General features: G+C 68.3%; 24 protein-coding genes and 1 tRNA gene. 9 read left to right on the top strand and 16 right to left on the bottom strand.

From position 1 onward, the window contains the following. Positions 1-35 precede the first annotated feature (35 nt). Positions 36-692, top strand: a complete 657-nt coding sequence (locus tag AC0CH8_RS09800; RefSeq protein WP_204200515.1) for an alpha/beta hydrolase — start codon at positions 36-38, stop codon at positions 690-692. 164 nt (positions 693-856) lie between these two features. Here AC0CH8_RS09800 and AC0CH8_RS09795 read toward each other — a convergent pair whose 3' ends face one another. Next, positions 857-1,036: a hypothetical protein gene (locus AC0CH8_RS09795; RefSeq protein ID WP_465239726.1), complete on the bottom strand. Its 180-nt coding sequence runs from the start codon at positions 1,034-1,036 to the stop codon at positions 857-859. Next, on the bottom strand, positions 1,033-1,995 hold the full coding sequence (locus tag AC0CH8_RS09790) for a threonine ammonia-lyase (RefSeq protein ID WP_465239725.1): 963 nt from the start codon (positions 1,993-1,995) through the stop codon (positions 1,033-1,035). Before AC0CH8_RS09790 ends, AC0CH8_RS09795 begins: the two co-directional genes overlap by 4 nt. A gap of 140 nt (positions 1,996-2,135) precedes the next feature. Here AC0CH8_RS09790 and AC0CH8_RS09785 point away from each other — a divergent pair, with 140 nt between their 5' ends. Further along, positions 2,136-3,368, top strand: a complete 1,233-nt coding sequence (locus tag AC0CH8_RS09785) for a type III PLP-dependent enzyme (RefSeq protein WP_465239724.1) — start codon at positions 2,136-2,138, stop codon at positions 3,366-3,368. Positions 3,369-3,485: 117 nt separating this feature from the next. Then, entirely contained in the window at positions 3,486-4,565 is a 1,080-nt protein-coding gene (locus AC0CH8_RS09780; protein WP_204200511.1) for a 1,9-bis(guanidino)-5-aza-nonane synthase, read from the top strand. Between the two features lie 80 nt (positions 4,566-4,645). Here the strand turns inward: AC0CH8_RS09780 and AC0CH8_RS09775 are convergent, their stop codons facing one another. From AC0CH8_RS09775 to AC0CH8_RS09720, 12 genes are all read right to left on the bottom strand, one after another. After that, positions 4,646-6,532: an XrtA/PEP-CTERM system amidotransferase gene (locus AC0CH8_RS09775; RefSeq protein ID WP_465239723.1), complete on the bottom strand. Its 1,887-nt coding sequence runs from the start codon at positions 6,530-6,532 to the stop codon at positions 4,646-4,648. A gap of 1 nt (position 6,533) precedes the next feature. Next, complete coding sequence (gene xrtA, locus AC0CH8_RS09770) at positions 6,534-8,036, bottom strand: exosortase A (protein WP_465239722.1); 1,503 nt, start codon at positions 8,034-8,036, stop codon at positions 6,534-6,536. Then, positions 8,033-9,169 (bottom strand): TIGR03087 family PEP-CTERM/XrtA system glycosyltransferase, encoded by a 1,137-nt coding sequence (locus AC0CH8_RS09765; RefSeq protein WP_465239721.1) that lies wholly within the window; start codon positions 9,167-9,169, stop codon positions 8,033-8,035. Before AC0CH8_RS09765 ends, xrtA begins: the two co-directional genes overlap by 4 nt. Further along, on the bottom strand, positions 9,166-10,200 hold the full coding sequence (locus tag AC0CH8_RS09760) for a FemAB family XrtA/PEP-CTERM system-associated protein (protein WP_465239720.1): 1,035 nt from the start codon (positions 10,198-10,200) through the stop codon (positions 9,166-9,168). Before AC0CH8_RS09760 ends, AC0CH8_RS09765 begins: the two co-directional genes overlap by 4 nt. A gap of 2 nt (positions 10,201-10,202) precedes the next feature. After that, positions 10,203-11,012 (bottom strand): XrtA system polysaccharide deacetylase, encoded by an 810-nt coding sequence (locus tag AC0CH8_RS09755; protein WP_465239719.1) that lies wholly within the window; start codon positions 11,010-11,012, stop codon positions 10,203-10,205. Positions 11,013-11,031: 19 nt separating this feature from the next. After that, positions 11,032-12,099, bottom strand: coding sequence for an AAA family ATPase (locus AC0CH8_RS09750; RefSeq protein WP_465239970.1), 1,068 nt, complete (start codon positions 12,097-12,099; stop codon positions 11,032-11,034). Positions 12,100-12,109: 10 nt separating this feature from the next. Further along, the gene (locus AC0CH8_RS09745; protein WP_465239718.1) at positions 12,110-13,711 is read right to left on the bottom strand and encodes a hypothetical protein; all 1,602 of its coding nucleotides are present in this window, start codon (positions 13,709-13,711) and stop codon (positions 12,110-12,112) included. After that, positions 13,708-14,742, bottom strand: coding sequence for an AAA family ATPase (locus AC0CH8_RS09740; RefSeq protein ID WP_465239717.1), 1,035 nt, complete (start codon positions 14,740-14,742; stop codon positions 13,708-13,710). The genes AC0CH8_RS09745 and AC0CH8_RS09740 overlap by 4 nt, the downstream gene beginning before the upstream one ends. After that, positions 14,739-16,247: an XrtA system polysaccharide chain length determinant gene (locus tag AC0CH8_RS09735; RefSeq protein ID WP_465239716.1), complete on the bottom strand. Its 1,509-nt coding sequence runs from the start codon at positions 16,245-16,247 to the stop codon at positions 14,739-14,741. Before AC0CH8_RS09735 ends, AC0CH8_RS09740 begins: the two co-directional genes overlap by 4 nt. Positions 16,248-16,257: 10 nt before the next feature. Continuing rightward, positions 16,258-16,905, bottom strand: a complete 648-nt coding sequence (locus AC0CH8_RS09730; RefSeq protein WP_465239715.1) for an XrtA/PEP-CTERM system exopolysaccharide export protein — start codon at positions 16,903-16,905, stop codon at positions 16,258-16,260. 83 nt (positions 16,906-16,988) lie between these two features. Further along, positions 16,989-18,206 carry a pyridoxal-dependent decarboxylase, exosortase A system-associated gene (locus AC0CH8_RS09725; protein WP_465239714.1) on the bottom strand — a complete coding sequence of 406 codons (1,218 nt, stop codon included), beginning with the start codon at positions 18,204-18,206 and terminating at the stop codon, positions 16,989-16,991. Next, positions 18,203-19,702, bottom strand: a complete 1,500-nt coding sequence (locus tag AC0CH8_RS09720; protein ID WP_465239713.1) for an acyl-CoA ligase (AMP-forming), exosortase A system-associated — start codon at positions 19,700-19,702, stop codon at positions 18,203-18,205. The genes AC0CH8_RS09725 and AC0CH8_RS09720 overlap by 4 nt, the downstream gene beginning before the upstream one ends. Before the next feature lie 188 nt (positions 19,703-19,890). Here AC0CH8_RS09720 and AC0CH8_RS09715 point away from each other — a divergent pair, with 188 nt between their 5' ends. From AC0CH8_RS09715 to AC0CH8_RS09705, 3 genes are read left to right on the top strand one after another with little or no spacing between them, the layout of a single operon-like run. Then, positions 19,891-20,166 (top strand): acyl carrier protein, encoded by a 276-nt coding sequence (locus AC0CH8_RS09715; RefSeq protein WP_465239712.1) that lies wholly within the window; start codon positions 19,891-19,893, stop codon positions 20,164-20,166. Positions 20,167-20,201: 35 nt separating this feature from the next. Next, complete coding sequence (locus tag AC0CH8_RS09710) at positions 20,202-20,843, top strand: alpha/beta hydrolase family protein (protein WP_465239711.1); 642 nt, start codon at positions 20,202-20,204, stop codon at positions 20,841-20,843. Then, positions 20,819-21,601 carry a hydrolase 1, exosortase A system-associated gene (locus tag AC0CH8_RS09705; protein WP_465239710.1) on the top strand — a complete coding sequence of 261 codons (783 nt, stop codon included), beginning with the start codon at positions 20,819-20,821 and terminating at the stop codon, positions 21,599-21,601. The genes AC0CH8_RS09710 and AC0CH8_RS09705 overlap by 25 nt, the downstream gene beginning before the upstream one ends. On the opposite strand, the gene trxB is transcribed toward AC0CH8_RS09705, so the two are convergent. Then, positions 21,582-22,550 (bottom strand): thioredoxin-disulfide reductase, encoded by a 969-nt coding sequence (trxB, locus tag AC0CH8_RS09700; RefSeq protein ID WP_465239709.1) that lies wholly within the window; start codon positions 22,548-22,550, stop codon positions 21,582-21,584. The two genes, AC0CH8_RS09705 and trxB, sit on opposite strands and share 20 nt — an antisense overlap. Before the next feature lie 112 nt (positions 22,551-22,662). On the opposite strand from trxB, the gene AC0CH8_RS09695 reads away from it, so the two are divergent. From AC0CH8_RS09695 to fdhD, 3 genes are read left to right on the top strand one after another with little or no spacing between them, the layout of a single operon-like run. Continuing rightward, the gene (locus AC0CH8_RS09695; protein ID WP_465239708.1) at positions 22,663-24,936 is read left to right on the top strand and encodes an FdhF/YdeP family oxidoreductase; all 2,274 of its coding nucleotides are present in this window, start codon (positions 22,663-22,665) and stop codon (positions 24,934-24,936) included. After that, entirely contained in the window at positions 24,933-25,439 is a 507-nt protein-coding gene (locus AC0CH8_RS09690) for a molybdenum cofactor guanylyltransferase (RefSeq protein WP_465239707.1), read from the top strand. The genes AC0CH8_RS09695 and AC0CH8_RS09690 overlap by 4 nt, the downstream gene beginning before the upstream one ends. After that, positions 25,436-26,245, top strand: coding sequence for a formate dehydrogenase accessory sulfurtransferase FdhD (gene fdhD, locus AC0CH8_RS09685; protein WP_465239706.1), 810 nt, complete (start codon positions 25,436-25,438; stop codon positions 26,243-26,245). The genes AC0CH8_RS09690 and fdhD overlap by 4 nt, the downstream gene beginning before the upstream one ends. Here the strand turns inward: fdhD and AC0CH8_RS09680 are convergent. Then, a tRNA-Met gene (locus AC0CH8_RS09680) sits at positions 26,224-26,300 on the bottom strand. The genes fdhD and AC0CH8_RS09680 overlap by 22 nt on opposite strands. Positions 26,301-26,318 lie beyond the last annotated feature (18 nt).

Raw genomic sequence — 26,318 nt, 5'->3', positions numbered from 1 at the left:
TCCACCTCGGTCGCGCTTTCCCGGACGAGTCTCTTATGCCCGAAGTCATTTTCCCCGGTCCCGAAGGCCGTCTCGAAGGGCGCTTCGCCCCCGCACCGCGTCCGCGCGCGCCGGTGGCGATGATCCTGCACCCGCATCCCAGCGCCGGCGGGACGATGAACAACCGGATCGTGCAGGAACTCTACAAGACGTTCCAGCGGCGCGGTTTCGCGACCCTGCGCTTCAACTTCCGCGGGGTCGGCAAGAGCCAGGGCACGTTCGACAACGGCATCGGCGAACTGTCCGATGCGGCGTCGGCGCTCGACTGGGTGCAGAGCTTCCACCCGGAGGCGTCGCAGACCTGGGTCGCGGGCACCGGCTTCGGCGCGTGGATCGGCATGCAGTTGCTGATGCGGCGGCCGGAGATTCGCGGCTTCATCTCGATCGCGCCGCCTGCGAACATGTTCGACTTCACTTTCCTCGCGCCCTGCCCCTCGTCTGGGATCATCATCCAGGGCGAGGCGGACGAGGTGGTGACGCCCAGCGCCGTCCAAAAGCTGGTCGACAAGCTGCGCACGCAGAAGCACATCACCATCCATCACGACACGATCCCGAAGGCGAACCACTTCTTCGAGCATGAGATGCCCGAGTTGATGGGGTCGGTGGACAAGTATCTGGACATGCGGCTGGACCCGAAGTCGCCGATCAAGTGAGGCAAAGGGTGCGCGAAATGCGCGCCCTTTGCCCGGCCGGCGGCGCTTCGCGCCGTCCGACGACGCGGGCTTGGCCCCCGGCGGGCCGTGACATCGCCAGCGCTCCCTGAGACTAAGCGGAAGTCCGCGAAGCCTGCGGGAGGTCGCCGGCAATTGCCTCCCGCTCACATCGTCCAGATCAGCACGTTCCCCAGCAGCACCGCGGCCATCACCAGCATCAGCGCACCCTTGAAGTAGTTGCGCTGGCGGACGATCAGGACGGCACCGCCAGCGACGCACGCGAAGCAACCCAACATCGCGATCGCCGGGGCGGCAGAGGCGATCGTGCCCAGCGGGCCGGTCATCCCGCCAAGACCTTGGCATAGGCGGTGAGGTCGACGTTGCCGCCGGACAGGATCGCGAGCGTTCCGGCGGCGGGCGCGACCTTGCCCGTCAGCAGTGCCGCCAGGGCGACTGCCCCGCCGGGTTCGATGACAAGGCGCAGGCGCTCGGCAGCCCAGCGTTGCGCGGCGGCGATCTCCGTCTCGGACACCGCGACGCCCTCGGCGCCACGACGGGAGAGGACGTCGAACGTCAGCGGCGACACACGCGGGGTCTGGAGCGAATCGCAGGCGGTCGGCGGCGGATTGGGGCCGACCGGCTCGATCCAGCCCGCCTCCAGGCTGCGGCGCATGTCGTCCCAGCCCTCCGGCTCGACGACGGTGACACGCGCGTCCGGCAGGGCGAGCGCCGTACCGGCCGCCAGACCGCCGCCCCCGCAGGGAACGACGACGTGCGCCGGTGAGGGCAGGCCCGCCGCCACCATCTGGGTCGCGGCTTCGAGCGCGCAACTGCCCTGCCCCTCGATGATCCACGGATCGTCGAAGCTGGGGACGAGCGTCTTGCCGCGCGCCTCCGCCAGTTGTGCGGCGATCTGTTCGCGGCTCTGGGTTGCTCGGTCGTAATCGACCACCTCCGCCCCCAGCGCGAGCGTACCTTCCCGTTTCGACCGGGGCGCGTCCGACGGCATCACGATCGTCGCGGCGATGCCGAGCTTTTTGGCTGCCCACGCAATGCCCTGCGCGTGATTGCCGGATGAAAAAGCGACGACGCCGCGGCGCCGGGCGGCCTCGTCCAGCGCGGTCAGGCGGTGCCATGCCCCGCGCAGTTTGAACGCCCCCATCGGTTGCAGCGACTCAGCCTTGAGCGCTACCGGAACACCCCTGATTTCAGCGACGTAGAGCGGGGTCGGCGGTACCACCTGCGCCAGTTTGGCCGCAGCGTCGCGCACGCCCGCACGCGTCGGCTGTCGCAAAATCGTCACTCTTTGCCGACTCCTTCATCAAGCCGCTTTACATGGAGGGCGCGCGCCCATAGATCGCGCTTCCGCTGCCCCATGGGACTTCCAACCGCAAGGCAGTGTTTTTCGAACCGTAGCCGTCAGGCACTTGGAGGTCCCTTGAATTGCACAAGCACCATAGCGCGCTGGGGCTAGCGAAAGCCCATTCGACCGTCCTCTCCGTCGTTCGTGGAGGCATCGACATCGCCAAGCGGAAACCGGTCGATCCGGTGACGCTGACTCGTCCCCACGCCGCTGCGCGGGCCGCCCGGTTCTTCGTCGAGAAGTTCCAGGGCCGTTCGATGTATGCGGTGAAGGCGAATCCGTCACCCGACCTGATCCAGATCCTGTGGGACAACGGCATCACCCATTACGACACGGCGTCGATCGCCGAGGTTCGTCTGGTGAAGTCGGTGGCCCCGGAGGCGACCTGCTGTTTCATGCACCCGGTCAAGCCCGAGGAAGCGATCGCCGAGGCGTACTTCACGCACGGCGTCCGCACCTTCTCGCTCGACAGCATGGAAGAGCTGGCGAAGATCATGCGCGCCACCCGCAACGCATCCGATCTGGCGCTGTGCGTCCGGCTGCGCGTGTCGTCCGAGCATTCGAAGCTGTCGCTGGCATCGAAGTTCGGCGTCGGCCCAGGCGAGTCGAAGGAACTGCTGTTCGCGGCCCGCCAGGCGGCGGACGCGCTGGGCATCTGCTTTCACGTCGGCAGCCAGGCGATGACGCCGGAAGCCTATGCGGCGGCGATGGAGCGCGTGCGTGCGGCGATCGTCGACGCGGCGGTGACGGTTGACGTGATCGACGTGGGTGGCGGCTTCCCCTCTTCCTATCCGGGGATGGAGCCGCCGCCGCTGGAACGTTTCTTCGAGACGATCCACCGCGCGTTCGAGTCCCTGCCGATCAGCTATTCGGCGGAATTGTGGGCGGAGCCGGGCCGGGCGCTGTGTGCGGAATATTCGTCGGTCGTGGTGCGCGTCGAGCGTCGCCGCGGCAACGAGCTGTACATCAACGATGGGGCGTACGGCGCGCTGTTCGATGCCGCTCATCTCGGCTGGCAGTTCCCGACGACGCTGCTGCGCGAGCCGGAATCGACCGTGCGGGATCATCCCTTCTCGTTCTATGGTCCGACCTGTGACGACATGGACCATATGGCAGGGCCGTTCCTGCTGCCGGCCGACGTCAACGCGGGCGACTATATCGAGATCGGGATGCTCGGCGCATATGGCGCGGCGATGCGTACCGCCTTCAACGGCTTCGGCTGCGACGAAACCGTGATGGTCGACGACGAGCCGATGGTGTCGCTGTACGTTCCCGCCGAGCTTGAGATGACGTCGAACGTCGTCAAGCTGTAACGGCTTACCTATATTGCAGTTCTGCCCCCCTCCGCGCGGTTGCGTGGAGGGGGCGGCTTTGGGTTTCCGCGTCCCCATTTCGAACGACGACGGGTTCTGGATAGCCAAGGGCCAGCCATGACCGATACCCTGAACAAGACCGCCGCGGCGAACGCGCCGATCAACGATACCCGCAAGGCCGAGCTTCTGTCGAAGCAGGTCAAGCATATCGACATCACCAGCTTCGACGCGCGCCCGATCGTCGATGCGATGGCGGACATGAGCTTCACCAGCCGCGACCTGGGTCGCGCGACGAAGATCTACAACGACATGCTGGCCGACAAGGACTGCACGGTCTGCCTCGTCATCGCCGGATCGACCTCCGCGGGCGGCTGCATGGACCTGTATGCGGAGCTGGTCCGCAACAACATGGTCGATTGCATCGTCGCCACCGGCGCGACCATCGTCGACATGGATTTCTTCGAAGGGCTTGGCCACAAGCACTATCAGGCGCTGGAAATCCCCGACGACGATACGCTGCGGTCGCTGTACATCGACCGCATCTACGACACGTATATCGACGAGGAGGCGCTCCAGAACGTCGACCACACGATCTTCGAGATCGCGGAGTCGCTGGAGCCCAAGGCCTATTCGAGCCGCGCGTTCATCCGCGAGATGGGCAAGTACCTGGTCGAGCACGGCAAGAAGGACAACAGCCTCGTCAAGCTGGCGTACGAGCATGACGTGCCGATCTTCTGCCCGGCCTTTGTCGATTCTTCGGCGGGCTTCGGCCTCGTCAAGCATCAGGTCGACCGGGCCAAGGCCGGCAAGCCGTACCTGCTGCTCGATGCGATCGCGGACTTCCGGGAACTGACGCAGATCAAGATCGAGGCGGGCACCACCGGCCTGCTGATGATCGGCGGCGGCGTGCCGAAGAACTTCATACAGGACACGGTCGTCTGCGCCGAAATCCTGGGCCACGAGGACGTCGCGGTGCACAAGTACGCGGTGCAGATCACCGTCGCAGACGTGCGCGACGGTGCCTGTTCGTCCTCGACGCTGCAGGAAGCGGCGAGCTGGGGCAAGGTGAACACCGGCATCGAGCAGATGGTGTTCGCGGAAGCCGGTTCGGTAATGCCGCTGCTGGCGTCCGACGCCTATCACCGCGGCCATTGGAAGGACCGTGCGAAGCGCGGCTGGGCGAAGCTATTCGCCTGATCCTTCTCGCCGAGGTTTGAATAAGCCTCCTCCGGGCGACCGGGGGAGGCTTTCTTTTGCGCGCCGTTCAAGCCTCTCCGCTAGCCGAACAGCCGCCCCAGACTGCGTTCCAGCATCATGAATTGCCACAGCGTGCGGCCATGCTCCGCCCGGCCCGCGCGGTGGTCGGCGGTCATCTGCGCGATCGTCGGCATGTCGAACCAGCCTGTTTCGGTCAGTCTGCGGGAACGCGACAGGGCGGCCGCTTGCTCGGCCAGCGGTCCGCGGAACCACGCGCTGACCGGCGTGACGAAGCCCATCTTGCGGCGGTGGAGCAGATCGTCGGGCAGATAGGGCTTGAGCGCGCGCTTCATCAGCCATTTGCCCTCACCCCCGCGCAGCCGCATCGATGCGGGCAGCGTGGCGCAGAACTGGACGAGACGGTGGTCGAGCAACGGCTCGCGCGCCTCCAGCCCGACGCTCATGCTGGTGCGATCGACCTTGGTCAGGATGTCGCCGGGCAGCCAGATCTTCACATCGGCATATTGCGCCCGGTCGAGCGCGTCGCGCGCGGGGGCGGCGCGCATCGCCGCAACGTAGCGATCCTCGGCACGATGTCCGGAAAAGGCGGCGCGGGCGGCGGGGGTGAACAAGCGGGCGCGCCATTCCGGCGTGGTGACGCCGACGGCGCGGGCATAAGCCTCGTCGCCATCGCTGGCGAGCGCGAGCAGCGTCGACTTGGCGCGCAGGGGGCGTGGAGCCCAATCGGCCTTGGGGTAGATGCCCCCGAGTGTGCCGAATACGGTTCGACGGAAATCGGCGGGGAACAGGCCCCGCGCGCGTTCCTCGGCAGCGTGGAACTTGTAGCGGCGATAGCCAGCCAGCGCCTCGTCGGCACCGTCGCCGGACAGTGCGACGGTGACGCTCTCGCGGGCGAGCGCGCAGACGCGCCACGTCGCGAGCGCGGACGCATCGGCGAACGGCTCGTCGAACTGGCCGGCGAGCGTGTCGATCAGTCCGAAGTCGTCGGCATCGACGATGCGATCGACATGGTCGGTGGCGAAACGCTTCGCAACCGTGATGGCAAAGCGGCGCTCGTCATGATCCGCCTCGTCGAAGCCGATCGTGCAGGTCCGAACCGCGCGCGGCGACGCCTCCGCCATCAGCGCGACGACCGCGGAACTGTCGACGCCGCCGGACAGGAACGCGCCAAGCGGAACGTCGGCGACCATCCGGCTGCGCACGGCGGCGCGCATGCGCTCGATCAGTTCCTCGGCCAGCGCATCGGTCTTGCCAATGGCGCGATCGGCGAAGCTGATGTCCCACCATTGGGTGGACGCGGGCAGCGGGTGGCCGCGGCGTAGGAGCAGCGTATGACCGGCGGCGAGCTTGCGCACGCCCGCGACGAGGCAGGTGTCGTCGGGCACGTACCCGTAGGCGAGGTAATCCTCGACCGCGGATATGTCCGGCACGCGCCGCAGCAACGGGTGCGCGAGCAACCCCTTCAGTTCCGACGCGAAGGCGACGCTGCCGTCCGACAGTTCCGCATAATGCAGCGGCTTCACTCCAAACCGATCGCGCGCGAGGAAGAGCGTGCCGGCGTCGGTGTCGTGGATCGCGAAGGCGAACATGCCGTCGAGCCGGTCGAGCATCGCCGGGCCCCAATGCCGCCAGCCGTGGAGCAGCACCTCGGTATCGCCATCCGTCCGGAAGCGTGCGCCCTTCTGCGTCAACTCGGCGCGCAGGGCCGCGAAATTGTAGATTTCGCCATTGTAGGTGACGGTCAGTGCACCGTCCGCCATCGGCTGCGGCGAGCCGGCGAGGTCGATGATCGACAGCCGGCGATGGCCAAGCGCGACGCCGGGCGCGGTCCACACCCCCTGCCCGTCCGGCCCACGATGCGCCTGCACGTCGAGCATTCGCCGGACACGGGCGGGGTCGACGGGTTTGGGAATGCCGGGGTGAAAGATCCCCGCGATGCCGCACATGCTAGCGCAGCGTCCGCTCGATCAAGGCATCGGGGCCGCCCGCCGCTGCAACGAATCGCGCGATCACCGCCGGGTCGTCGTCGCCGGGCGCGGCGATGTGCAGCGCCACCGCGACCTGATTGCCGCCCATCAGGCGCGCGCGCATCGTTTCCAGCTTCACCCGTCGCTCGTCCGCCGTGACCGTAGAGCCGACGCGGTACCATGTCGCGACCGTCCGCTCCACCGGCCCCGGCGCAACGATCCGCATCGCGGAACCGCCTGCGACGGAGGGCAGATCGGCGACGCGGACCCAGCGGTCTTCCTCCTGAAGCACGCCGGTGCCGAACGCGACAAGTTCCTTGCCCTCATGCTGGTCGAAATAGATCGCGACGCCGACATCGACGCTGTTGCGCCCGTCGGTGTAGCGGCCGAACAGTCTGCGGTCGGCGCCGGGGTGATGCGGCTGCCACGGCGCTTCGCGATCGGGCGAAGCTACGCTCCACCCGGCGACGGGCGGAAGATCGGTGGTCTGCGGCAACACGGTGGCCCGGCCGGCGATCGCGCCGCTCCAGGCGGGGAACAGGGCAGCGGTTGCGAGCGTCAGGGCGGCGGCGAAGGCCAGAGGGGCTACAAACCGGGGCGGAGCTTGCAGGCGGCGCGAGCCGAACACCGGCGCGTCGGGTGCGCGATCGAACCAGCGCCAGCCGAGTGCGAGGACGCCGGCCATGACGCAGCCGAAGAACAGCCAGCCATAGACGATATGATCGAGCCCGGTGGCGCGCTCGATGCCCCAGATATCGGCAGCGTAGATCGTCCCCCAGGCGCGGACACCGTTGGCCAGCACCGGCACGACGAGCGCGACGACCATGAACACCGCCCGCCGCCGCCAGGATTGGAAACAGGTCGCGGCGACGAGGATACCGAAGGCGAACATGGCGATGACGAACTTCGCGCCCGAACACGCCTCCGCGACCTCGAAATGATAGCGGCCGGCGTGGATCAGGACACCGTCAACCGATGCCGTGACGCCGACGAGGTGAAGCAGCGGCATCACGATCGCAACGGTCACCGCCTGTAGCTGCGGTTCGAGAAAGTCGCCGAACGGCACGAGGATCAGCGCATAGCACAGCGGGAAAAGCAGCCCGCTCGCAACATTGGGGCCGAGCAGCGTCACGACCGCCCCCTGCAGCATCAGCACAAGGCCGAGCTGGCGGGCGAGCGATACCGATCCCGCATCGCCCAAAAGCCAGCCTAACCCGCCCACCGCGACCAGCACCAGCCCCGGCCACCACGCGACCGGCGTCAGCGTGGCGAGGTCGGCGCGGCGGGTCCAGACCAGCCATGCGACGACCGGGCCGATGAAGAGGCAGTGGCCGTAGGTGGTGCTCGTCCACCAGATGCCGGTCATTTGCGCAACATCGTTCGCGAACAGCGCGAGGATCATCGCCGCCACGCCCGCGAGCACGCCGAGGTGACGCGGCCAAGGGCCCGTCGTGTCGGTGGGGCTGATGGCGAGCGATGTCATGCGGCGAGCGGCCGAACGATCCCCAGCAGATCGTCGAGCGGCGCAAGCCGGGCCGCCCAGTCATAATGCGACAGCACGCGGGCGCGGGCCTCGACGCCGAGGGTGCCGGGATCGGCGAGCAACGCGGCACAGGCGGCGGCGAAATCGCGCGGCTCAGCGACGCGGATGGTGTCGCCGTGGTCGATACCATCCGCGGCCTGCGGGGTGGCGACGACAGGGCACCCCATCGCCATTGCCTCCAGCACCTTGTTCTGGACGCCGCGCGCCAGTCGCAGCGGGGCGACGCAGACCGACGCGGCGGCGAGCCACGGACGGGTGTCGGGAACCTCGCCGGTGACGACGATATTTTCGCGTCTACCGAGCGCGCGGACGGCGGCGGTCGGGGCGCGACCGACGATCGCGAAATCGGCGGCAAGGCGGGGCAGCACGTGATCGGCGAACCACGTCACCGCATCGACGTTCGGCTGGTAATCCATTTGCCCGGTGAAGACGATCAGCGGACGCTTGCTCGGGACGGGCACGACTTCGGCGCGGTCGAAGTGGCGCGCATCGATGCCGTTGCCGATCGCTGCGATGTGCCCCTGCCCGCCCGTCGACCGGAACAGCGCCGCCTCCGCATCGCTGATGAACAGCGTTGAGCCTGCACGAGACGCGATATTGCGTTCGAACCGGGCGAGGAGCTTCGCCTCCCGTGCGAGCAGCCAGCGCGTCGGGCCATGCGCGGCGTCCGCCTGCTGTGCGAACTTGGCCGAGTCGAGATCGACGAAGTCCATGATCGTCGTCGCGCCGACCGGCACGTGCTGCGCCATTTGGCCCGAAAAGACGTAGGTGGCGTCGACCGGCGGCAGCGCGGCGAGCGCGGCAGTCAGGCGCGGGTCGGCGAAGGCGGTGAGCGATACGGGGCGGCCGGTCGCCAGCGCCTCCGCCACCGCGCGAACGCGCGTCTTCGTGCGCGGAATCACGGTCCAACTCGCCAGATCGAGCACAGGGCGCGGTGCATACCCCTCGTCGAAGGCGACGACGTGGACGCGGGCACGCGCAGCGAGATGGCGCAGGACATGGTAGCTGCGGATGCGGTCGCCCCGATCCGGCGCGGTCGGCGCACGGTGGGCGAGGAACAGCAGGTCGGTCACCCGAGGCCCCGCGACAGCCACGGCCCGGCGAGACGCGCGACCGGCAGCGGCAGGCGCTTCCAGCCAGCGACCATCATCCGGTATTTGGCGTTCTGCGGATTGACGCTGCGCGCTTTCCCCTCGTGCCAGCGGGCGTAGGCCAGCGGCACGGGGTCGAATCCCCAGTTCTTCTTGAACGCCGCCGCGCCGGTGCCGGTCTTGGAACGCCCGAAATCGAAACGGGTGCAGCCACGGTCGCGGGCGTGGCTCATCAACGCCAGATACATGCGATCATTGGCGCGCAGCCCCCGCGCCGCCGCCGTGCCGCCGCCCCAATAGGGGAAGACGGTGCCGCCGAAATACAGCGACAGGACGCTGGCGACCGGCACGCCGGCGTGCCGGACGGTTAGGATGTCGGCATCGAGTTCGTCGAGCACGGCGCGGAACAGCGCCGGCGGGAAGACCGGCGTGCCGAGATTCCGCACCGACTCGCCGTAAACGCGATGATGCGTGGCCGGATCGCGGCCCGTCTCCACCGTGAGGTCGAGGCCGAGCGAACGTCGAACCTCGGCACGCTGCTTGCGCGGGATCGCGGCGAGATCGGCCGTCGCATCGGCCCCCAGGGCGCGGACGAAGCCGACATAGGTGGCGTTGTCGATCGTCCAGCCCGCAGGCGCAGGGCCGCCGCGCAGGTCGACGTCGGGGCAGCCGAGCCGCGTCGCAAGGTCCCACGCGCCGGCCGCGAGCGCCTCGACACCCTCGCCGAGCACGCCGCCGCCGACGCCGAACCCGGTCGAGACCAGCGCCTTCCCGAACAGCAGCGACCGTATCTCGGTCAGCGGCAGGACTCCCGCCAGCGTACCGTTCGCACGCTCTGCCACCAGATAGCGCGCGCGCTGGCGACAGCCGCGTTCGACCGCGCGGCTCCAGCCGGTCAGGTGGAACGGCGTCGCGCCCTTCGTGTCCCGCACGAACGCGTCGATCCGCGCCGCTTCGCGGATGTCGGTCAGCGAAGCTTCGCGGATGCCGAGCGGCGCGGTGACGAGCGGCATCGTCACAGCCCGATCGCGCGGTCGACGCGGCCCCAGTGATGCCGCCGCAGCAGCCCGGCGAGCTTGCCGCGCATCGCGCCGAGCCGCGAATAATGGCGCAGCTTCGACCGCAGCGGTGCGTTGGCGACGCGTGGTTGGGAGGGGTCGATCTCCCACGGGTGGAAGTAGAACATCGCCGGCTGGCCGGCGCGGTTCGACTGGCCGACGGCGATATCCGTGAGTTTGGCAGGCAGCAGGCGGAAAAAGCCGCCACCGGTCGCGATGCGCTTGCCGTGCCACTCCGCGACGGTGACGGGCACCTCGGTGAGCGCGCTATCGTTCAGCGGGCGGAAGCCGAAGCGGGGGGCCTCCCGCCAGCCATAATGGTCGTGCGCGAGCGGAGCGACGCTGGACGAATAGGCGTAGCCCTCCTCCGCGAGGATGGGGTGCGCCCACGGGGTTCGCGCGTCGATCGAGAAGCTGGGCGCGCGATAGCCGGTAACCGCCTGCCCGCTCGCCTGCTCCAGCGCCTCGCGCGCCCGCCGCAGGTCGACGACGAACTCGCCCGGCGAGAGCGTGAAGACGCGCCGGTGATCCCAGCCGTGGCTCGCGACCTCATGCCCGGCAGCGGCGATGCGACGGATCAGCGCCGGGTGCCGGTCCGCGACCCAGCCGAGCGTGAAGAAGGTCGCGGCAATGCCGGCTTGGGCAAACAGGTCCAGCACGGCGTCGGTGTTGCGTTCGACGCGGCGGTCGAGGTGGTTCCAGTCGTCACGAGAGATCACATTCTCGAATGCGCCGACCTGAAACCAGTCCTCCACATCCACGGACATGCCATTGAGAATACGTGGATCAGGCCGCATCGGTCCACGCCGTCGCGGTGCGGTTGGGGACATAGCTTTCCGGCGCGACGACGCGGTGCGGGTCCTCCGCCTCGATCCAGTCGACCAGCAGGGTCAGCACCCGGCGCAGCGCTGCATCCTGTTGCTCGATGCGATCCTCCAACCCGGTGATGCGAGCATCGACGGTCGAGTCCGGGTGGACGGGTTCCGAACGTTCCACCGCCGGTTCGGCCGCGACGACGGGCGTCGCCACCGATGGGATCACGGGCGCGGGCAGATCGGCGGCGAGATCGGCGATCACCTGACGCACGGTCGCGCCGTCGATCAGGTCGAGATCGGTCAGCGCGGCGTGCAGCATGACCCGACCGGCGAGCAGGTTGAGCCGGCGCGGCACCCCGCCCGACCCCTCGTAGAAGGCGGTGAAGGCATCGTCCGCGAAATCGGGGCGGCCGGTCCAGCCGACGACGGACAGGCGGTGTGCGATGTAATCCTCGACCTCATGCTCGCCCATCGGGTCGAGGTGGTGGATGGCGATGATGCGCTGGCGCAATTGCTCCAGACCGTGCAGCCGATCGCGGAATTCCGGCTGGCCGAGCAGCAGGATCTGGAGCAGCGCGTGGCCACCCGCCTGGAAGTTGGACAGCATCCGCAGTTCCTCGACCGCGGAGACCGGCAGCGCCTGCGCCTCGTCCACGACCAACAGCGTGCGGCGACCGGTCCGCGCGACGGCGTGCAGGCCGCGCTCGATCGCGACGAGCAGCTCGGCCTTGCTGAGGCCGGCGGCGTCGACATTCAGCTGGGTCGCGCAGATGCGCAGCAGGTCGTCGGCCTCGATCGCGGTCGACACCAGCTTGATCGCGTTCAGCCGCTGGTGATCGATCGTCTCCAGCAAATGGCCGAGCAACGTCGTCTTGCCCGCACCGATGTCGCCGGTGACGACGATGAAGCCCTCCCCCTGCGCGAGGCCATAGCCGAGATAGGCCATCGCCTTGCGATGGGTCGCCGTCTCGAACCAGAAGCGCGGGTCCGGCGTCAGTTGAAACGGGCGATCCGTCAGGCCCCAGTACGCGTCGTCCATCATCCAGTCCTTAGAAGGTGTAGCGCGCGCCGAGGAGCGCCTGCGCCGACCAGCTCGTCTCGAAATCGCCGACCTGGAAGGCATAGAGGCCGACCGACGCGGTGGTGCTGAGCCGGCCGAAGCCGTGATAGTAGCTGGCCGTCGCTCCGCCCGACCACGTGCCGTCGCCATCCTGAAGCTCGGTATCCGAATAGGTCAGGAAGACATTGGTATCGAAGCCCGACACCCGCGACAGCGCGCGCGTGAAGAATAGCTGGCCGAAGTAATTCTCGTCCTCCAGCCCGGTGACGATGATGCCCGAGCCATTGGCCGGGGCATATAGCCGGCGGTTGGCGTAGCCGACACCGACGCCGTAGGTGCTGCGTCCGCGCTGCGACGACAGCACGCCCTCGATCCCGCGCGCGCGGTAGCTGGCGGTTGAGATCGACTGGAACACGTCGTTCAGACAGCCGCCGGGTGCGGCACCGGACGTGCCGAAGGTGCAGCCGTTGAAGTTCTGCCCGAACGGATCGCGGCGGACCTGGAAGCTGGTCGGCAGCGCGGTCAAACCGGTGCGGAGCTGGCGGCCGAACGTAGTGACGGTGTCGTAGACGACGACGCCGACCCCGGTGGACTGGGACGCCTGCCACGTGGCGCTGCCGGTGTAGCTGGTGGAGCCGTAGCGACGACCGACCGCGCCGCGGACTTCGGTGCGGTGGTTGGGACGCCACACGACGCCGGCATCGTAATAGACGCCGTCGGTGCGGTACGCGATCCGGCGCGGGCTGGCGGGATCGGTGATGAAGCGGCCATTGCCGTCGACCACCGGCGCGCCGCTCGCGTCCACCTGCGGATCGCGCTGCGACGCCTCGATCTTTTCGTAGCCGACGCCGGCGGTCAGGGCGACGGTATAGGACACCGGCAGCAGCACGTCCCCGCGACCATATAACCCCTCGTACCGCTGCTTCAGCTGCGACGCTGTCTCGCGACTATACGCGCCCGACAGGGTGAGACCGACGGGCAGGATCGCGCCGGGCGCCGTACCGATGCTGGCGGCGGCGAGCTGTCCCCAGCTGTCGTCGTAATAGTCGAGCCGGCGGCGGTTCGGGCCTGCCCCGTCCACCGTCGGCGTCTCCACCTTGGTATAGCCGAGCTGGTAGGCGGCGTTCAGGCCGAACGCGCCGACCTGCGTGGTGTAGGACGGGCCGACATAGGCGCCGTAGATCTGGCTGGTGTTGCCGCTGTTCCCGGCAAGGATGCCGGGCGCATCGCCGCGGATATCGTTGCGCGCGCGCGCAGCGATCGCGCCGCCGTCCAGCGTCAGCCCGCGGGCGAGCGCGACCTGTCCGCGCGCGAGGCCGGAGTGGATGTCGGAGTCGCCGATCCGATCGTCCCAGGCGATCCGCCGCTCGTAGCGGTACGATAGCTGACCGTTCGCGCGACGCGTCGCGATCGACGCGTCGATGCCGGCGGCCAGCGAGCTGTAGGTCAGGACATCGCCGGAGTTCAGGTCGGCCGTCACGACCTGGCTGAGTTCGATATACGGCGCGAGGGCGACGCGAGGAGCATCCTGCGCATCGACCGGGTTGGCGAGGACGAGCGCCGGCACGAGGACGAAGACGGACCGGATCACGCGCGCTCCTCCATGCCGTAATAGCTGCCGAAGCGGGCACCACCGGGGACGAACGAGACGGCGTTGAGCACGAGCTGAATATGCTCGCACCCGTCGAGCAGGTCGGCAGCCTGACCGATCTCGGTTTCGGGTGTCCGGTCGGCGCGGACGACGAGCATCACCTGCCCAACGAGCATCGCCAGCACGGCGGCGGGCGACGCGGCGAGTGCGGGAGGCGAGTCGAAGATGAGCAGGCGGCGCGGATTGGCGTCGAGCAGGCGGCGGATCACCACCTCCGTCCGGGCGCTGGCGAGCAGTTCGGTGTCCATCGCCGTCTTCGCGCCCGCCGGCAGCACCGACAATTGCGGTACGTCCGTGTGGAGCACCAGCGACTCAACGTCGATCGTCTGGTCGGCCAGCGCGTCGAGCAGACCGGGACCGTCCTGCATGCCCAGCCGGCGCAGCACGTCGGGCTTGGCGACATCGGCATCGACCAGCAGCACCTCGGTATCGCGCTCGGCCGCCATCGACAGCGCGAGATTGACCGCGCAGAATGTCTTGCCGTCCCGCGGACGCGCCGAGCAGACGAGGACGCTGCGCGCCTTGTCCGCCTGATCGCTGTCAGCGACGCGGCGGCGGGTAACGAGCAACTGGCGCTTGATGAGGCGGAATTCCTCCGCCAGCGGGCCGACCGGCGCGCCGGGCACGATCATGCCGTGTTCCGCCAGCATGCCGCGGTCGATCGACACGATCCCGGCCGGCAGCGGCGGGGGCACGAAGTCGTCGGGGTCGGCGTTCGGATCGGCAAGGAACTCGGCCGGGATCGCGGACAGGTCGGGAACGGCGCGCGCAGCGGATTGCGGTGTGGCCCGTGCCTCGATCCCGCTCGGCACGAACGCTGGGGGAGGCGTGACCTCCTCCTCCCGCCCGTCCCGGGCATGGCCGAAGGACGCGTCCCCGACTTTCGCACGATAATGTTCGCCGAAGTCGTAGACCGCGGCGGCGCGTTCCAGCAGCGAGGGCTGGCGATCGACGGGACGAGGCAGGGTCATGCGGCCATCCCGCGCTGGAGGAATTCGACGCCGAGGAGCAGGACGTAGGCGAACACGAGGCCGACGGTCGCGCCGCCGAAGATCTTGAGATGCTTCAGGCGCAGGTCGGACTGGGCACGGGTCACGACTTCGCCGATCGAGCCGATGACGGTCAGGCCGGTCGCCCGCTCCAGCTTGGGCGCGGTCGCGAAGGTCGCGCGAAGCTGGCCCAGTGCGAACGCGCCACCGATCCCCGCCGCCAGTCCCGCCAGCAGCACGCCAGTCAGCAGCAGCAGGCGGTTCGGCGCGCTCGGCACGCGCGGCGTCGTCGGCGGATCGATCACGCTGAATTTGACCTGATCGGTCTGCGACTGAGCCTGACCGCGCAACGCGATCTGCTCCCGATTGACGAGAAGCTGGTCGTACTGATCCTTCAGCACCTGATAGTCGCGTTCGATCTGGCCCTGCTCGGCGGCGACCTCGGGGTCCTCGGTCAGCTTCGAATTGAGCAGGTCGAGGTCGCTTTGCAGCTGGTTGCGGCGGATGCGCAGCGCCGCGACCTGGCTCTGCTTGTCGGCCTGCATTGACTGGAGCGACAGGTAGAGCGGATTGCCCGTTCCGCCGGCGACGCCGGTCGGCTCGCCGCGCGCGGCGGCTTGCGCAGCGGCAAGCTGGCTCTTGAGCGCGAGGACATCGGGATGCGCGTCGGTGAAGCCGCGGGCGTGCGCGTCCGCCAACTGGCCCTGGATCGCAGCGAGACGTGCGCGAGCCGGGCCACCGGTGACGCCCCCTGCCCCGGCGATCGTCTGCGGCGTCACGGCCATCTGGCCCTGCACCGCGGACAACGCCGATTGCGCGGCGGCGAGGTCACCGTCCACCTGCGCGACCTGCGCCCGCGCCGCGCCGATGCGATCACCGACGGAGCCGGTGCCGGGCAGGCTGCCGAGATAGCGGTTCTGGAAATCGGCGCGCTTCGATTCGGCGTCCTGCAACTGCTGCTGGCGCGTCGCGAGTTGCTTGTCGAGGAAGGCGAGGCTTTGCGACGTCTGGGTCCGGTCGCCGGCGAGGTTCTGTTCGACGAAGATGTCGATCAGCTTCTGCGTCACCGTGCGCGCCAGCTTCGGGCTGGCGGCGCTGGTCGTGATCTCGAACAGATTGTCCTGGGTCGAGGTGACCTTGATGTTCTGCGCGAGCGCGGCGACGCGGTCGGCGACGTCGCGGTCGCTGGCGACGCTGTTCGCCAGATCGGTGCCGCGCACGACCTTCTCCAGGTTCACGGCGGAGATCAGCGTCTGGCGGATGCGGTCGATATCGGCGTTCTGGTCCTGCGGCTGGCCGCTGAGGCCGGCGGGGAGCAGGGTCTGCATCTGCACGAACACGCGCGCGCGGCTTTCGTAGCGGCTCGGGATCTGGCTCACGACCAGCCAGCCGGCGACGCACATGCCCCACGCCACCGCGAGCGCGAGCCAGCGCCGCGTCCAGATCGCATGCAGCGCCAGACGCGCCTCGTCATAGATGCCGTTCACCGTCCGGCGCTCAGAACATCGACTCGGGGATGATGATGACGTCGCCCGGTTCCAGCCGGACATTCGCCTGACTGTCGCCCTTCTTCAGCAGGTTGGCGATCTGAAGCTGATATTCCTTCTGCTTGCCGGTGCCGCGGTCGTAGCGGACCAGCCGCGCCTTGTTGCCTGCCGCGTACTGGTTGAGCCCGCCGACCGAGATCATCGCATCGAGCAGGGTCATGTTGGCGCGGTATGGGATCGACGCGGGCTTCTCGGTCGCGCCGACGACGCGGACCTGCTGCGAGTAGGTGCCCGAGAAGTTCTCGACGATGACGGAGACGATCGGGGCGTTGATATAAGCGGACAGCGCCTTCTTCATGTCGTCCGACAGTTGCGACGGAGTCTTGCCGACGGCGGGCATGTCGCTGACCAGCGGCGTGGTGATGCGGCCGTCGGGGCGGACCTGCACCTTCGCCGACAGTTCCGGGTTACGCCACACGAATACCGACAGCTGGTCGAGGGGCCCGATGACATATTCCTCGCTCGGCGTCTCGCGGCTGGCGACATAGCCCGCGGCGGGCAGTTCCGGCCGGCTGCCGCCAGCACCGGCGCAGGCCGCGAGCATCATCGTGGTCGCGAAGGCGAGAGGGGCACGGTACGAATGCATCGACTTCTCCATCGGCCGATCCGGCGCGGACGCAGGACGGGCTTTCAGGGTCGGCTATGCGGGGCAGAGGTGAAGATAGCGTTAGTGACGCCGCGTCAGCCGGCGACCTGTTCCAGGGCAGGCGGATGGCCGAGAAATGCCGCCGGGCTGGCGGTCGCGCCGTACGCTCCGGCGAGGAAGATGGCGATCAGATCGCCCGGCTCCGCCCGCGGCAGCGCGACGCGGTCACCGAGCCGGTCGAGCGGGGTGCAGAGCGGACCGACGACGGAGACGGTTTCCGCGGCGTCCGCGCCCATTCGGTGCGCGACGGCGACCGGGTAGTTGCGGCGGACGACGGTGCCGAAATTGCCGGACGCGGCGAGCTGGTGGTTGAGGCCGCCGTCGAGGATCAGAAAAGTCTCGCCGCCGCTCTCCTTCCGATCGACGATCCGCGCGAGATAGACCCCCGCCTCCGCCACCAGCCAGCGGCCGAGCTCGATCGCGAACCGGCTTTTCTTGAGGACGGTGGAGCGGGTGGAGAGTGCTTCGGACAGACGCTGCCCGACATGCTCGACGTCAAGCGGGCGGTCGCCGGCGAAGTAGGGCACGCCGAAGCCGCCACCGAGGTTGACGAGTGGCGGGGCGTGGCCGGCCTCCTCCGCGAGGCGGGCGGCGAGCGCTAGCGTCGCGGTCTGCGTCTCGGCGATGGCGGCGGCGTCGAGGGCTTGGCTGCCGGCATAGATGTGAAAACCGCGCCAGTTCGCACCGCTGGCGACGAGGTCGCGGACCAGGGTCGGCACGCGGGCGGCGTCGATACCGAACGGTGACGGGCGGCCGCCCATTTTCATTCCCGATCCGCGGAGTTCCACATCGGGGTTTACACGAACTGCGAGGTTCGGGGTCACGCCTGCGCGGTGCGCGATGGCGAGCGCGCGGGTGGCTTCGCCTTCAGATTCGAGGTTGATCGTGGCGCCGGACACGATCGCGGCTTCGAGCTCGGGATCGCGCTTGCCGGGGCCGGCGAAGCTGATCGCCGTCGCCGGCTTCACCGCCAAGGCGCGGGCGAGTTCGCCGCCGGACGCCACATCGAGACCGTCCACCAGCGGCGCGACGGCGACGAGCAGATCCGGGTGCGGGTTAGCCTTGATCGCGTAGTGGAGATCGACCGCGGGCATCGCTGCACGGAAGCGGGCGACGCGCGCGGCGACGATCGCCGTGTCGTAGACGAACAGCGGCGTGCCTGCCGAGGCCCACGCCGTCGCCGAACGGCCGGCGATCGTCAGGTCGCCGCGTTGATCGGCGAACTCTGGCGGGATCGGACCGGTCGGCTTCATGACGTCATGCTCCTGCGGATGCCCGCCCGGTCGAGCTTGCCATTGGCGTTGCGGGGAAGTTCGTCGTGCCAGACGTAGCGGACGGGTTGCATGAAGGCGGGGAGGTCCGCCTTCAGCCGCTTGCGTAAAGCCCCCTCGCTGGCAGGGTCCCCCGCGACCGCAACGACGATCGCTTGTCCTAGGCGATCGTCGGGAACGCCGATCGCGACGGCTTCACGTGCTTCGCCGCCGGACAGGACGGCTTCCTCGATCTCCTGAGGACTCAGACGGTTGCCGGCGGATTTTATCATCTCGTCGTCACGTCCGACGAAGCGAAACAGGCCGTCTGTACCCTGCTTCACGGTATCGCCGGACCAGACGGCGGTCCCCTGCGCCATGAACGCGGGTGCCGGGCGAAAGCGCTCCGCGGTGCGGTCGGGGTCCTGCCAATAGCCCTGCGCGACCAGCGGTCCGGCGTGGACGAGTTCGCCCGCTTCGTCCGGCGCGGCGCGCGTGCCGTCGGGTCGGACGATCGCGACATCGGCGTAAGGAATCGCTCGTCCCATCGCCTCGGGATGCGCGTCAACCAGGGCGGGCGGCAGATAGGTGGACCGGAAGGCTTCGGTCAGGCCATACATCGGGTAGAGGTCCGCCTTCGGGAAGCGCTCCCGCAGAGCGCGGACGAGGCGCGGGGTCAGCGCTCCGCCGGAGTTGGTCAGGCGGCGCAGGCGGGCAGCGGTTTCCGGCGGCCAGTCCGCGTCTAGCAACTGTACCCACAACGGCGGCACGCCGGCGAGCGTGGTCGCTCCGGTGCGCTCTACCGCCTTCACGACGTCGCGAGCGACGAGATAGTCCAGCGGCGCGACCGACGCGCCCGCCGCCCAGGTCGAGAAGAGTTGATTCTGACCATAGTCGAACGACAGTGGCAGCACACCGAGGACACGATCTTTCGGTTTTATTTCAAGGTAGTGGGCGACGGATATCGCGCCGAGCCATAGGTTCGCGTGACTGAGCATCACACCCTTCGGTCGGCCGGTCGATCCGGAAGTATACAGGATCGCCGCCAGCGTTAGCGGATCGAGCGACGACGGTCCGACGTGGTCGGGCAGCGCTCGCATAACGTCGGCTTCGGCGACGATCGTACAGCCGGCCGGCACGTCGCCGGGCTCCAGTGTCGCCGCACGAGCCGGTTGGGTCAGCAGCATCGCCGCGCCGCTGTCCGCCAGAATGTGGGCGACCTGCGCCCGTCGGAGCGCGGGGTTGACCGGCACATGGATCAGCCCTGCCCGCGCCACAGCGAGCGGCATGATGCAGGCGGCCCGCGTCTTCGGCAGCCACGTGGCGATACGCTCGCCAGGCTGGTGGCGCGCCGACAGCCACGCGGCCATACCGCCGACCGCGACCTCCAGTTCGGTATAGGTCATGTCGTCGGCACGATCGACGAGCGCGACGGCATCCGGTGCACCGCGCTTTGTCAGATGGTCGAGCGGGTGGGCAACCGGGTCGAGCGGGGTCATGCGCGGTGATGTAGCGCCGAGTGCGCGACGTTGCACGGGCCCCACTTTCCTTGTCCCCGAGTGCGGGCTACCGCGCACGGGATTGCGGCTGAGCCGTTGTATTCGCAGCACAGGCGTGACCGGCTGAACGTTGCCGTTTCCTGCGGCGGACGATAGGGGCGCTGCAACACCAGCCGGGAAACGGGACCTTGCTTCCAGAACGCAGCGAAACGACGGTCGAGGATGCGGTGCGCGCCGTGCTGGGCGACGTGCTGGGCCTGTCGCCCGCGCGCGTCGCCGCATTTGGTGCGGAGACGCCGCTGTTCGGCGCGCTGCCGGAACTGGATTCGATGGCGGTGGCGAGCGTCCTGACGGAGCTGGAGGATCGTCTCGGCATCCTGATCGAGGATGACGAGGTCGATGGCGACATGCTGGAGACGTTCGGCGCGCTGACCGCGTTCGCAGCCTCCAAGGCGCGCAGCTGATCGACGCGTATGACTGGGCGGGCGGCCGCGAGGCGATGCTGCGCTTCGGGCCGGACGACGGCCCGGCCGTGATCGCTTCGCTGCCGCTGTTCGAAGAGGCGAACCGGACGCGGGCATTCACGGTGTCGATCCTGCGCGCCCTGGCAGACCACGGCATCGGCAGCGTGCTGCCCGATTGGCCTGGCACCGGAGAAAGTTTGATCGAGACGCGCGATGCGCGATTGCTGGCAATGCGCGCGGCATGCGAGGCTTTGGTCGAGCAGATCGCGCGACCGGCTTATGCGGTCGGTGTGCGGAGCGGTGCGTTGATCGACGCGTCGGCCCCGATGGACGGACGCTGGCATCTATCGCCGATCAAGGGTGAGACGGTGCTCCGCGAAACGGCGCGGACGCGGCCGGGAACAGACGTATCGACCTTGATGCAGGCCACGGAGGCGGTGGAACTGGCGGGCAATCTGCTGTCGCCGGCGATGCTGGCCGATCTGGCCGGGGCGCGCGTCTATGACGGCGAGCATGTGCCACAACGGGTGGTGCGTCTGGAGAGTGATCCGCGGACGGCCGACCTGAAACTCGCGGGTGCGCCGCTCTGGCGGCGGGCGGAACCGGGCAACGATCTGGCGCTGGCGAAGCACTTGGCGGACGATATCGCGGCGTGGGTGCGCTCATGCGAAGGGTGATCCGCTTCGCCTCGACGGGATGCGACCTCGTCGGGACGCTCGACGAGGCGGACGGTCGGACGGGCGTACTGATCGTATCGGGTGGCAGCGAGCCGCGCATGGGGGCGCATCGCGGCATGGCGATGCTGGCGGCACGTCTAGCGGCGGATGGCGTGCCGGTATTCCGCTTCGACCGGCGCGGCGTCGGTGATTCGGCTGGGGAGGACGCAGGATTCGAGGGGAGCCTGCCCGACATCGGCGCGGCTTGCGCAACATTCCGCAGGGAAGCGCCGGGTCTGCGACACGTCGTCGGCTTCGGCAATTGCGATGCGGCCAGCGCGCTGGCGCTCGGCGGGCGCGCTGGCGGCGTCGATGCGGTGCTGCTCGCCAACCCGTGGCTGCGGGAAGAGGCGGACGCCCTGCCCCCCACCGCCGCGATCCGCGCGCGCTATGCCCAGCGGCTCCGCGATCCGGCGGAATGGCGGCGGCTGCTGACCGGCGGTGTCGATCTGGGCAAGCTGGCGGGCGGTCTGGCGAAGCTCGGCCGCCGCACCGCGCCCGATCCGCTCGCCGACCGAGTGCTGGCGGGGATCGACGCGTGGGGCGATGCCGCGAGGATCGTGCTGGCGGAGGGCGACGCCACCGCGATCGCCTTCGCCAAGGCAGCACGGGATCGCGATTATGCGATCGAACGCGTCGCCACCGCCTCGCACAGCTTCGTCGGCCATGCCGACACGCTGCACCGCCTGCTGATCGAGGCTATTCGGCGGCTTCCTTGAACTCCTCGAACTCCGCCGCCGCAAGGAAGCGTTCGGCGTCCAGCGCGGCCATGCAGCCGGTGCCGGCCGCTGTCACCGCCTGACGATAGACCTTGTCCTGTACGTCGCCGCACGCGAATACGCCGGGGACGCTGGTGCGGGTCGAGCCGACTTCCACGCTGATGTAGCCGTCGCTGTCGAGATCGAGGTGGCCGCGGAACAGCTCGGTCGCCGGATGATGGCCGATCGCGACGAACCCGCCCTCCACATCGAGGCGCGAATGCTCGCCCGTGACGGTATCTTCCAGCTCCAGCGCGACGAGGCCAGCATTGCCGCCGCCATCGACGAACTCGCGGACTTCCTTGTTCCAGAGCACCTTGACGTTCGGGTGCGCGTGCAGCCGCTCCTGCAGGATCCGTTCCGCGCGCAGCGTGTCGCGGCGATGGATCAGCGTCACGTCGTCGCTGTGGTTGGTCAGGTACAGCGCCTCCTCGACCGCGGTGTTGCCGCCGCCGATCACCGCCACCTTCTTGCCGCGATAGAAGAATCCGTCACAGGTCGCACAGGCGCTGACGCCCTTCCCCTTCATCGCCTCCTCGCTGTCGAGGCCGAGCCATTTCGCCTGCGCGCCGGTGGCGATCACCAGCACCTCGCCCTCGTACACGTCGCCGCCGTCGCCGATCAGTCGGAACGGCCGCTGAGTCAGGTCGACCTCGGTGATCGTGTCCCACATCAGGCGCGTGCCGACATGCTCCGCCTGCTTCTGCATCTGCTCCATGAGCCACGGGCCCTGGATCACGTCCGCGAAGCCGGGATAATTCTCGACATCGGTGGTCGTGGTCAGCTGGCCGCCGGGCTGGATGCCCTGCACGACGATCGGCTGCATCCCCGCTCGCGCGCCATAGATCGCCGCCGACAACCCCGCGGGGCCGGAGCCGAGAATGAGCATGCGAGTGGTGTGCGTCGTCATCAATTGCGTCCTGTCCGAATCGAACCTCATCTAGGCGTTCCGACCGTGAATTTGAACCGGCAGTCACGGCACCGAAACCGCACCCGCTTCGTTATGAAATCGCGGAGGATTCATGAGCGACATCGAGATCACGAAATATACCGGGGCGGCCGGCGGCTGGGGCTCGATGAAGGGCATGTCGAAGGTCCTGCCGAAGGAGGGGATCAGTCCCGATCTGCTCGATGCGCTGCGCCGCCAGAACAAACCCGAAGGCGTGATGTGCGTCAGCTGCGCGTGGGGAAAACCCGCCAAGCCGCACATCGCCGAATTCTGCGAGAACGGCGCCAAGGCGACGGCGTGGGAGCTGACCCGCGAACGCGTCACGCCGGAGTTCTTCCAGCAGCATAGCGTCACCGAACTGGAATCGTGGCCGGACCACGATCTGGAGCAGGCCGGGCGGTTAACGCATCCGATGCGCTACGACCGCGCTACGGACCGCTATGTCGCGGCAAGCTGGGACGAGGCGTTCGCGGCGATCGGCGCGAAGCTGAAGACGTGCGATCCGAAGAAGGTCGTGCTGTACGCGTCGGGGCGCGCTTCCCTGGAAACGTCGTACATGTATGCGCTCTTCGCTCGAATGTGGGGCAGCCAGAACCTGCCCGACTCGTCCAATATGTGCCACGAGACGACGTCGGTCGGGCTGAAGAACGCGATCGGATCGCCGGTCGCGACGATCCAGATGGACGATTACGACAAGTGCGACGCGATCTTCGCGTTCGGGCAGAATGTCGGCACGAACAGCCCGCGCATGCTCCACACGCTACGCGACTGCGTGAAGCGCGGCGTCGAGATCGTGAACTTCAATCCACTGCGCGAGCGCGGGTGGGAGCGGTTCACCGATCCTCAGAACCCGGTGGAGATGACGACAGGCGGATCGACGCGCATATCGTCGCAATATCATCAGCTCCGTGCCGGCGGCGACATTGCGGCGATCCTCGGCATCTGCAAGCTCGTGATCGAGGCCGACGACGCGGCGCTGACGAGCGGTGCGCCGCGCGTGGTCGACCACCATTTCGTTGAGCAGCATACGGTGCGGTTCGACGAGTTCGCCGCCTACTGCCGCAAGGCCGACTGGGCGGATATCGTCCGCGAGAGCGGGCTGAGCCGCGAGGCGATCGAGGCGGCCGCGCGGGTTTACATGAAGGCGGAGCGAGTGATCGCCGTGTATGGCATGGGTATCACCCAGCACCGCTACGGCATCGACAGCCTGTACATGATCGTCAACCTGCTGTTGCTGCGCGGCAATATCGGCCGCGAGGGTGCAGGTCCAGGGCCGGTGCGCGGGCATAGTAACGTGCAGGGCCAGCGCACGGTCGGTATCACCGAAAAGACCGAGCTCGCCCCCGTCGAGCGGCTGAAGGAGCTGTTCGAGTTCGAGCCGCCGACCGAAAAAGGCTGGGATACGGTCGACTGCTGTCGCAAGATCATCGCCGGCGAGTGTCAGGGCTTCGTTCAGCTCGGCGGTAATTTCCTGCGCGCGACGCCCGAGCATGCGGCAATGCGGGAAGGCTGGGCGAAGCTGCCGATCGCCGTCCACATCGCGACGAAGCTCAACAAGAGCCATCTTATTCCCGGCGAGGAAAGCTGGATTTTACCGTGCCTCGGCCGAATGGAGCAGGACATGCAGGGCAGCGGCCGGCAGGCCGTGTCGATGGAGGATTCGTTCAGCCACATCTACGGATCGGTCGGCAAGGCGACGCCGGCGGCGGACACGTTGCTGTCCGAACCGGCGATCGTCGCTGGGATAGCCAAGGCGGTGCTGGAGCCCAACCCCAACGTCCCGTGGGACGAGTGGGTCGACGATTACGGCTTGGTCCGCAGCGCGATCGAGAACACCTATCCGGACAAGTTCTCGAACTTCAACCAGCGCCTGTTCACGCCCGGTGGCTTCTGGAAGGGTAACCCCGCCTCGCACCGCAAGTGGGAGACGGAGAGCGGAAAGGCCGAGTTCAACGTGCCGCGTGCGCTTAACGCCGCCGGGTTCGCCGACGCGGAGGGGCGCTTCCGCTTGGTGACGCTGCGCTCCAACGATCAGTTCAACACCACGATCTATGGCTATGACGACCGTTTCCGCGGCATCAGCGGCACGCGCATGGTGGCGATGATGAACCGCGGTGATCTGGCGCGCATGGGGCTTAAGGGCGGCGACATCATCGCGCTGGAAAGCGACGCGGAGGATCAGACAGATCGCGTCGTCGAGGGGCTGATGGTGGTGGAATACGACATCCCGGCGGGCTGCATCGCGGGCTATTACCCGGAACTCAACTATCTGATCCCGGTCGAGCATCACGCGCTCGACAGCCACGTCCCGGCAGCGAAGTCGGTACCGGTCAGGATCAGGCGGTGACGGGTATCCTAGGCGCGGTCCTGATCGGCGGGCGGTCCTCGCGGTTCGGCTCCGACAAGGCGCAGGCGATGTTCGGCGACCGATCGCTGGCGGACCACGCCGCCGCCGCCCTTACGCCGTTCGTGCAAGAGGTGGTGATGATCGGCGGCGAGGCGGTGCCCGACCTCCCCGGACCCGGCCTCGGGCCGCTCGGCGGGATTGCGGCGGCGCTCGACTGGGGCGCCAGCCGGGGCTTTCGTTGCGTGCTGACGATCGGGTGCGACATGCCGCGCGTGCCCGACGAGTTGTTCGAGACTTTGCTCCACCGGGCACCTGCCTTTTGCAGCGACGCGCCGGTGCTAGGGCTGTGGCCGTCCGCGCTGGGCGCGCATCTGCTGTCGTATCTCGAGGTGGGCGGCGATCGCTCCGTGCGCGGCTGGGCGCGCGCGGTGGGGGCGATCCCGATTGCATCCGATGTGGCGATCCCCAACGTCAACACGCGCGATGACCTGATGGCGCTGTGACGGCAGACGAGTGGCCGATCGTCGTCCTGCGGCCCGACGGGGTGTCGCAGGCGACGCGACGCATCGCGCTGGAGGCGCCGGTGGCGGTCGAGGTCGACGGTTTCGGCTATGCGGTGATGATGATGACGCCGGCCGATCTGAAGGCGTTCGCGACCGGCTTCATGCTGACCGAGCGGCTGGCCGACACCGCCGCCGATGTGATCGACGTCGAGCCGTTCGAGGCGGATAGCGGCTGGATCCTGCGCATCGCGCTGTCAGAGCGGTGTCGCGGGCGCATCCACGACCGCGTCCGCCACCGGACCAGCGACACGGGATGTGGGCTGTGCGGCATTTCCGGGCTGGAACAACTGAGACGACCGATCGCGGGCAGTCCGCCCCGCCCCACCGTCCAATCGCCGGCATTGTTCGCGGCCCTGGCAGGGCTTCGTGCGCACCAGCCGCTGAACGCGGCAACGGGTGCGGTCCATGCCGCCGCCGTGTGTGACACAGAGGGGCGGATCGTCGCGGCGTATGAAGACGTCGGTCGGCACAACGCGCTCGACAAGCTGATCGGGGCGACGGCGCTGGCCGGGAGCGCGATCGACGGATTCATCGTGGTCACATCGCGGATCAGCTTCGAAATGGTCGACAAGGCGCTGGTCGCCGGTGCGCCGCTCTTGATGGGCGTGTCGGCGCCGACGACGCTGGCGATCGAGCATGCCGCCGCCCACGAGCTGACCCTGCTCGCGCTCGCCCGCGGCGACGCGATTCTGGTGGCCAACGATCCGTGGAAAACCTTCGGGCATGGTAGCGAAGGAGGGACTTGAACCCCCGACCCCAGGATTATGATTCCCGTGCTCTAACCAGCTGAGCTACTTCGCCACAGCCCGAAGGAGCGGC

It is taken from the genome of Sphingomonas sp. AC435, from assembly GCF_979253005.1.
The sequence above is the reverse complement of the archived record's forward strand: the minus strand, read 5'-3'. Positions and strand labels throughout refer to the sequence as shown.

Coding starts and splice junctions, on each gene's coding strand:
- AC0CH8_RS09800 (WP_204200515.1), top strand. CDS start 36: ATGCCCGAAGTCATTTTCCCCGGTCCCGAAGGCCGTCTCGAAGGGCGC.
- AC0CH8_RS09710 (WP_465239711.1), top strand. CDS start 20,202: ATGCTGCGCTTCGGGCCGGACGACGGCCCGGCCGTGATCGCTTCGCTG.
- AC0CH8_RS09695 (WP_465239708.1), top strand. CDS start 22,663: ATGAGCGACATCGAGATCACGAAATATACCGGGGCGGCCGGCGGCTGG.
- AC0CH8_RS09795 (WP_465239726.1), bottom strand. CDS start 1,036: ATGACCGGCCCGCTGGGCACGATCGCCTCTGCCGCCCCGGCGATCGCG.
- trxB (WP_465239709.1), bottom strand. CDS start 22,550: ATGACGACGCACACCACTCGCATGCTCATTCTCGGCTCCGGCCCCGCG.
- AC0CH8_RS09760 (WP_465239720.1), bottom strand. CDS start 10,200: ATGCCGCTCGTCACCGCGCCGCTCGGCATCCGCGAAGCTTCGCTGACC.
- AC0CH8_RS09730 (WP_465239715.1), bottom strand. CDS start 16,905: ATGGAGAAGTCGATGCATTCGTACCGTGCCCCTCTCGCCTTCGCGACC.
- AC0CH8_RS09780 (WP_204200511.1), top strand. CDS start 3,486: ATGACCGATACCCTGAACAAGACCGCCGCGGCGAACGCGCCGATCAAC.
- AC0CH8_RS09725 (WP_465239714.1), bottom strand. CDS start 18,206: ATGAAGCCGACCGGTCCGATCCCGCCAGAGTTCGCCGATCAACGCGGC.
- AC0CH8_RS09740 (WP_465239717.1), bottom strand. CDS start 14,742: ATGACCCTGCCTCGTCCCGTCGATCGCCAGCCCTCGCTGCTGGAACGC.
- AC0CH8_RS09755 (WP_465239719.1), bottom strand. CDS start 11,012: ATGTCCGTGGATGTGGAGGACTGGTTTCAGGTCGGCGCATTCGAGAAT.
- AC0CH8_RS09775 (WP_465239723.1), bottom strand. CDS start 6,532: ATGTGCGGCATCGCGGGGATCTTTCACCCCGGCATTCCCAAACCCGTC.
- AC0CH8_RS09750 (WP_465239970.1), bottom strand. CDS start 12,099: ATGGACGACGCGTACTGGGGCCTGACGGATCGCCCGTTTCAACTGACG.
- xrtA (WP_465239722.1), bottom strand. CDS start 8,036: ATGACATCGCTCGCCATCAGCCCCACCGACACGACGGGCCCTTGGCCG.
- AC0CH8_RS09720 (WP_465239713.1), bottom strand. CDS start 19,702: ATGACCCCGCTCGACCCGGTTGCCCACCCGCTCGACCATCTGACAAAG.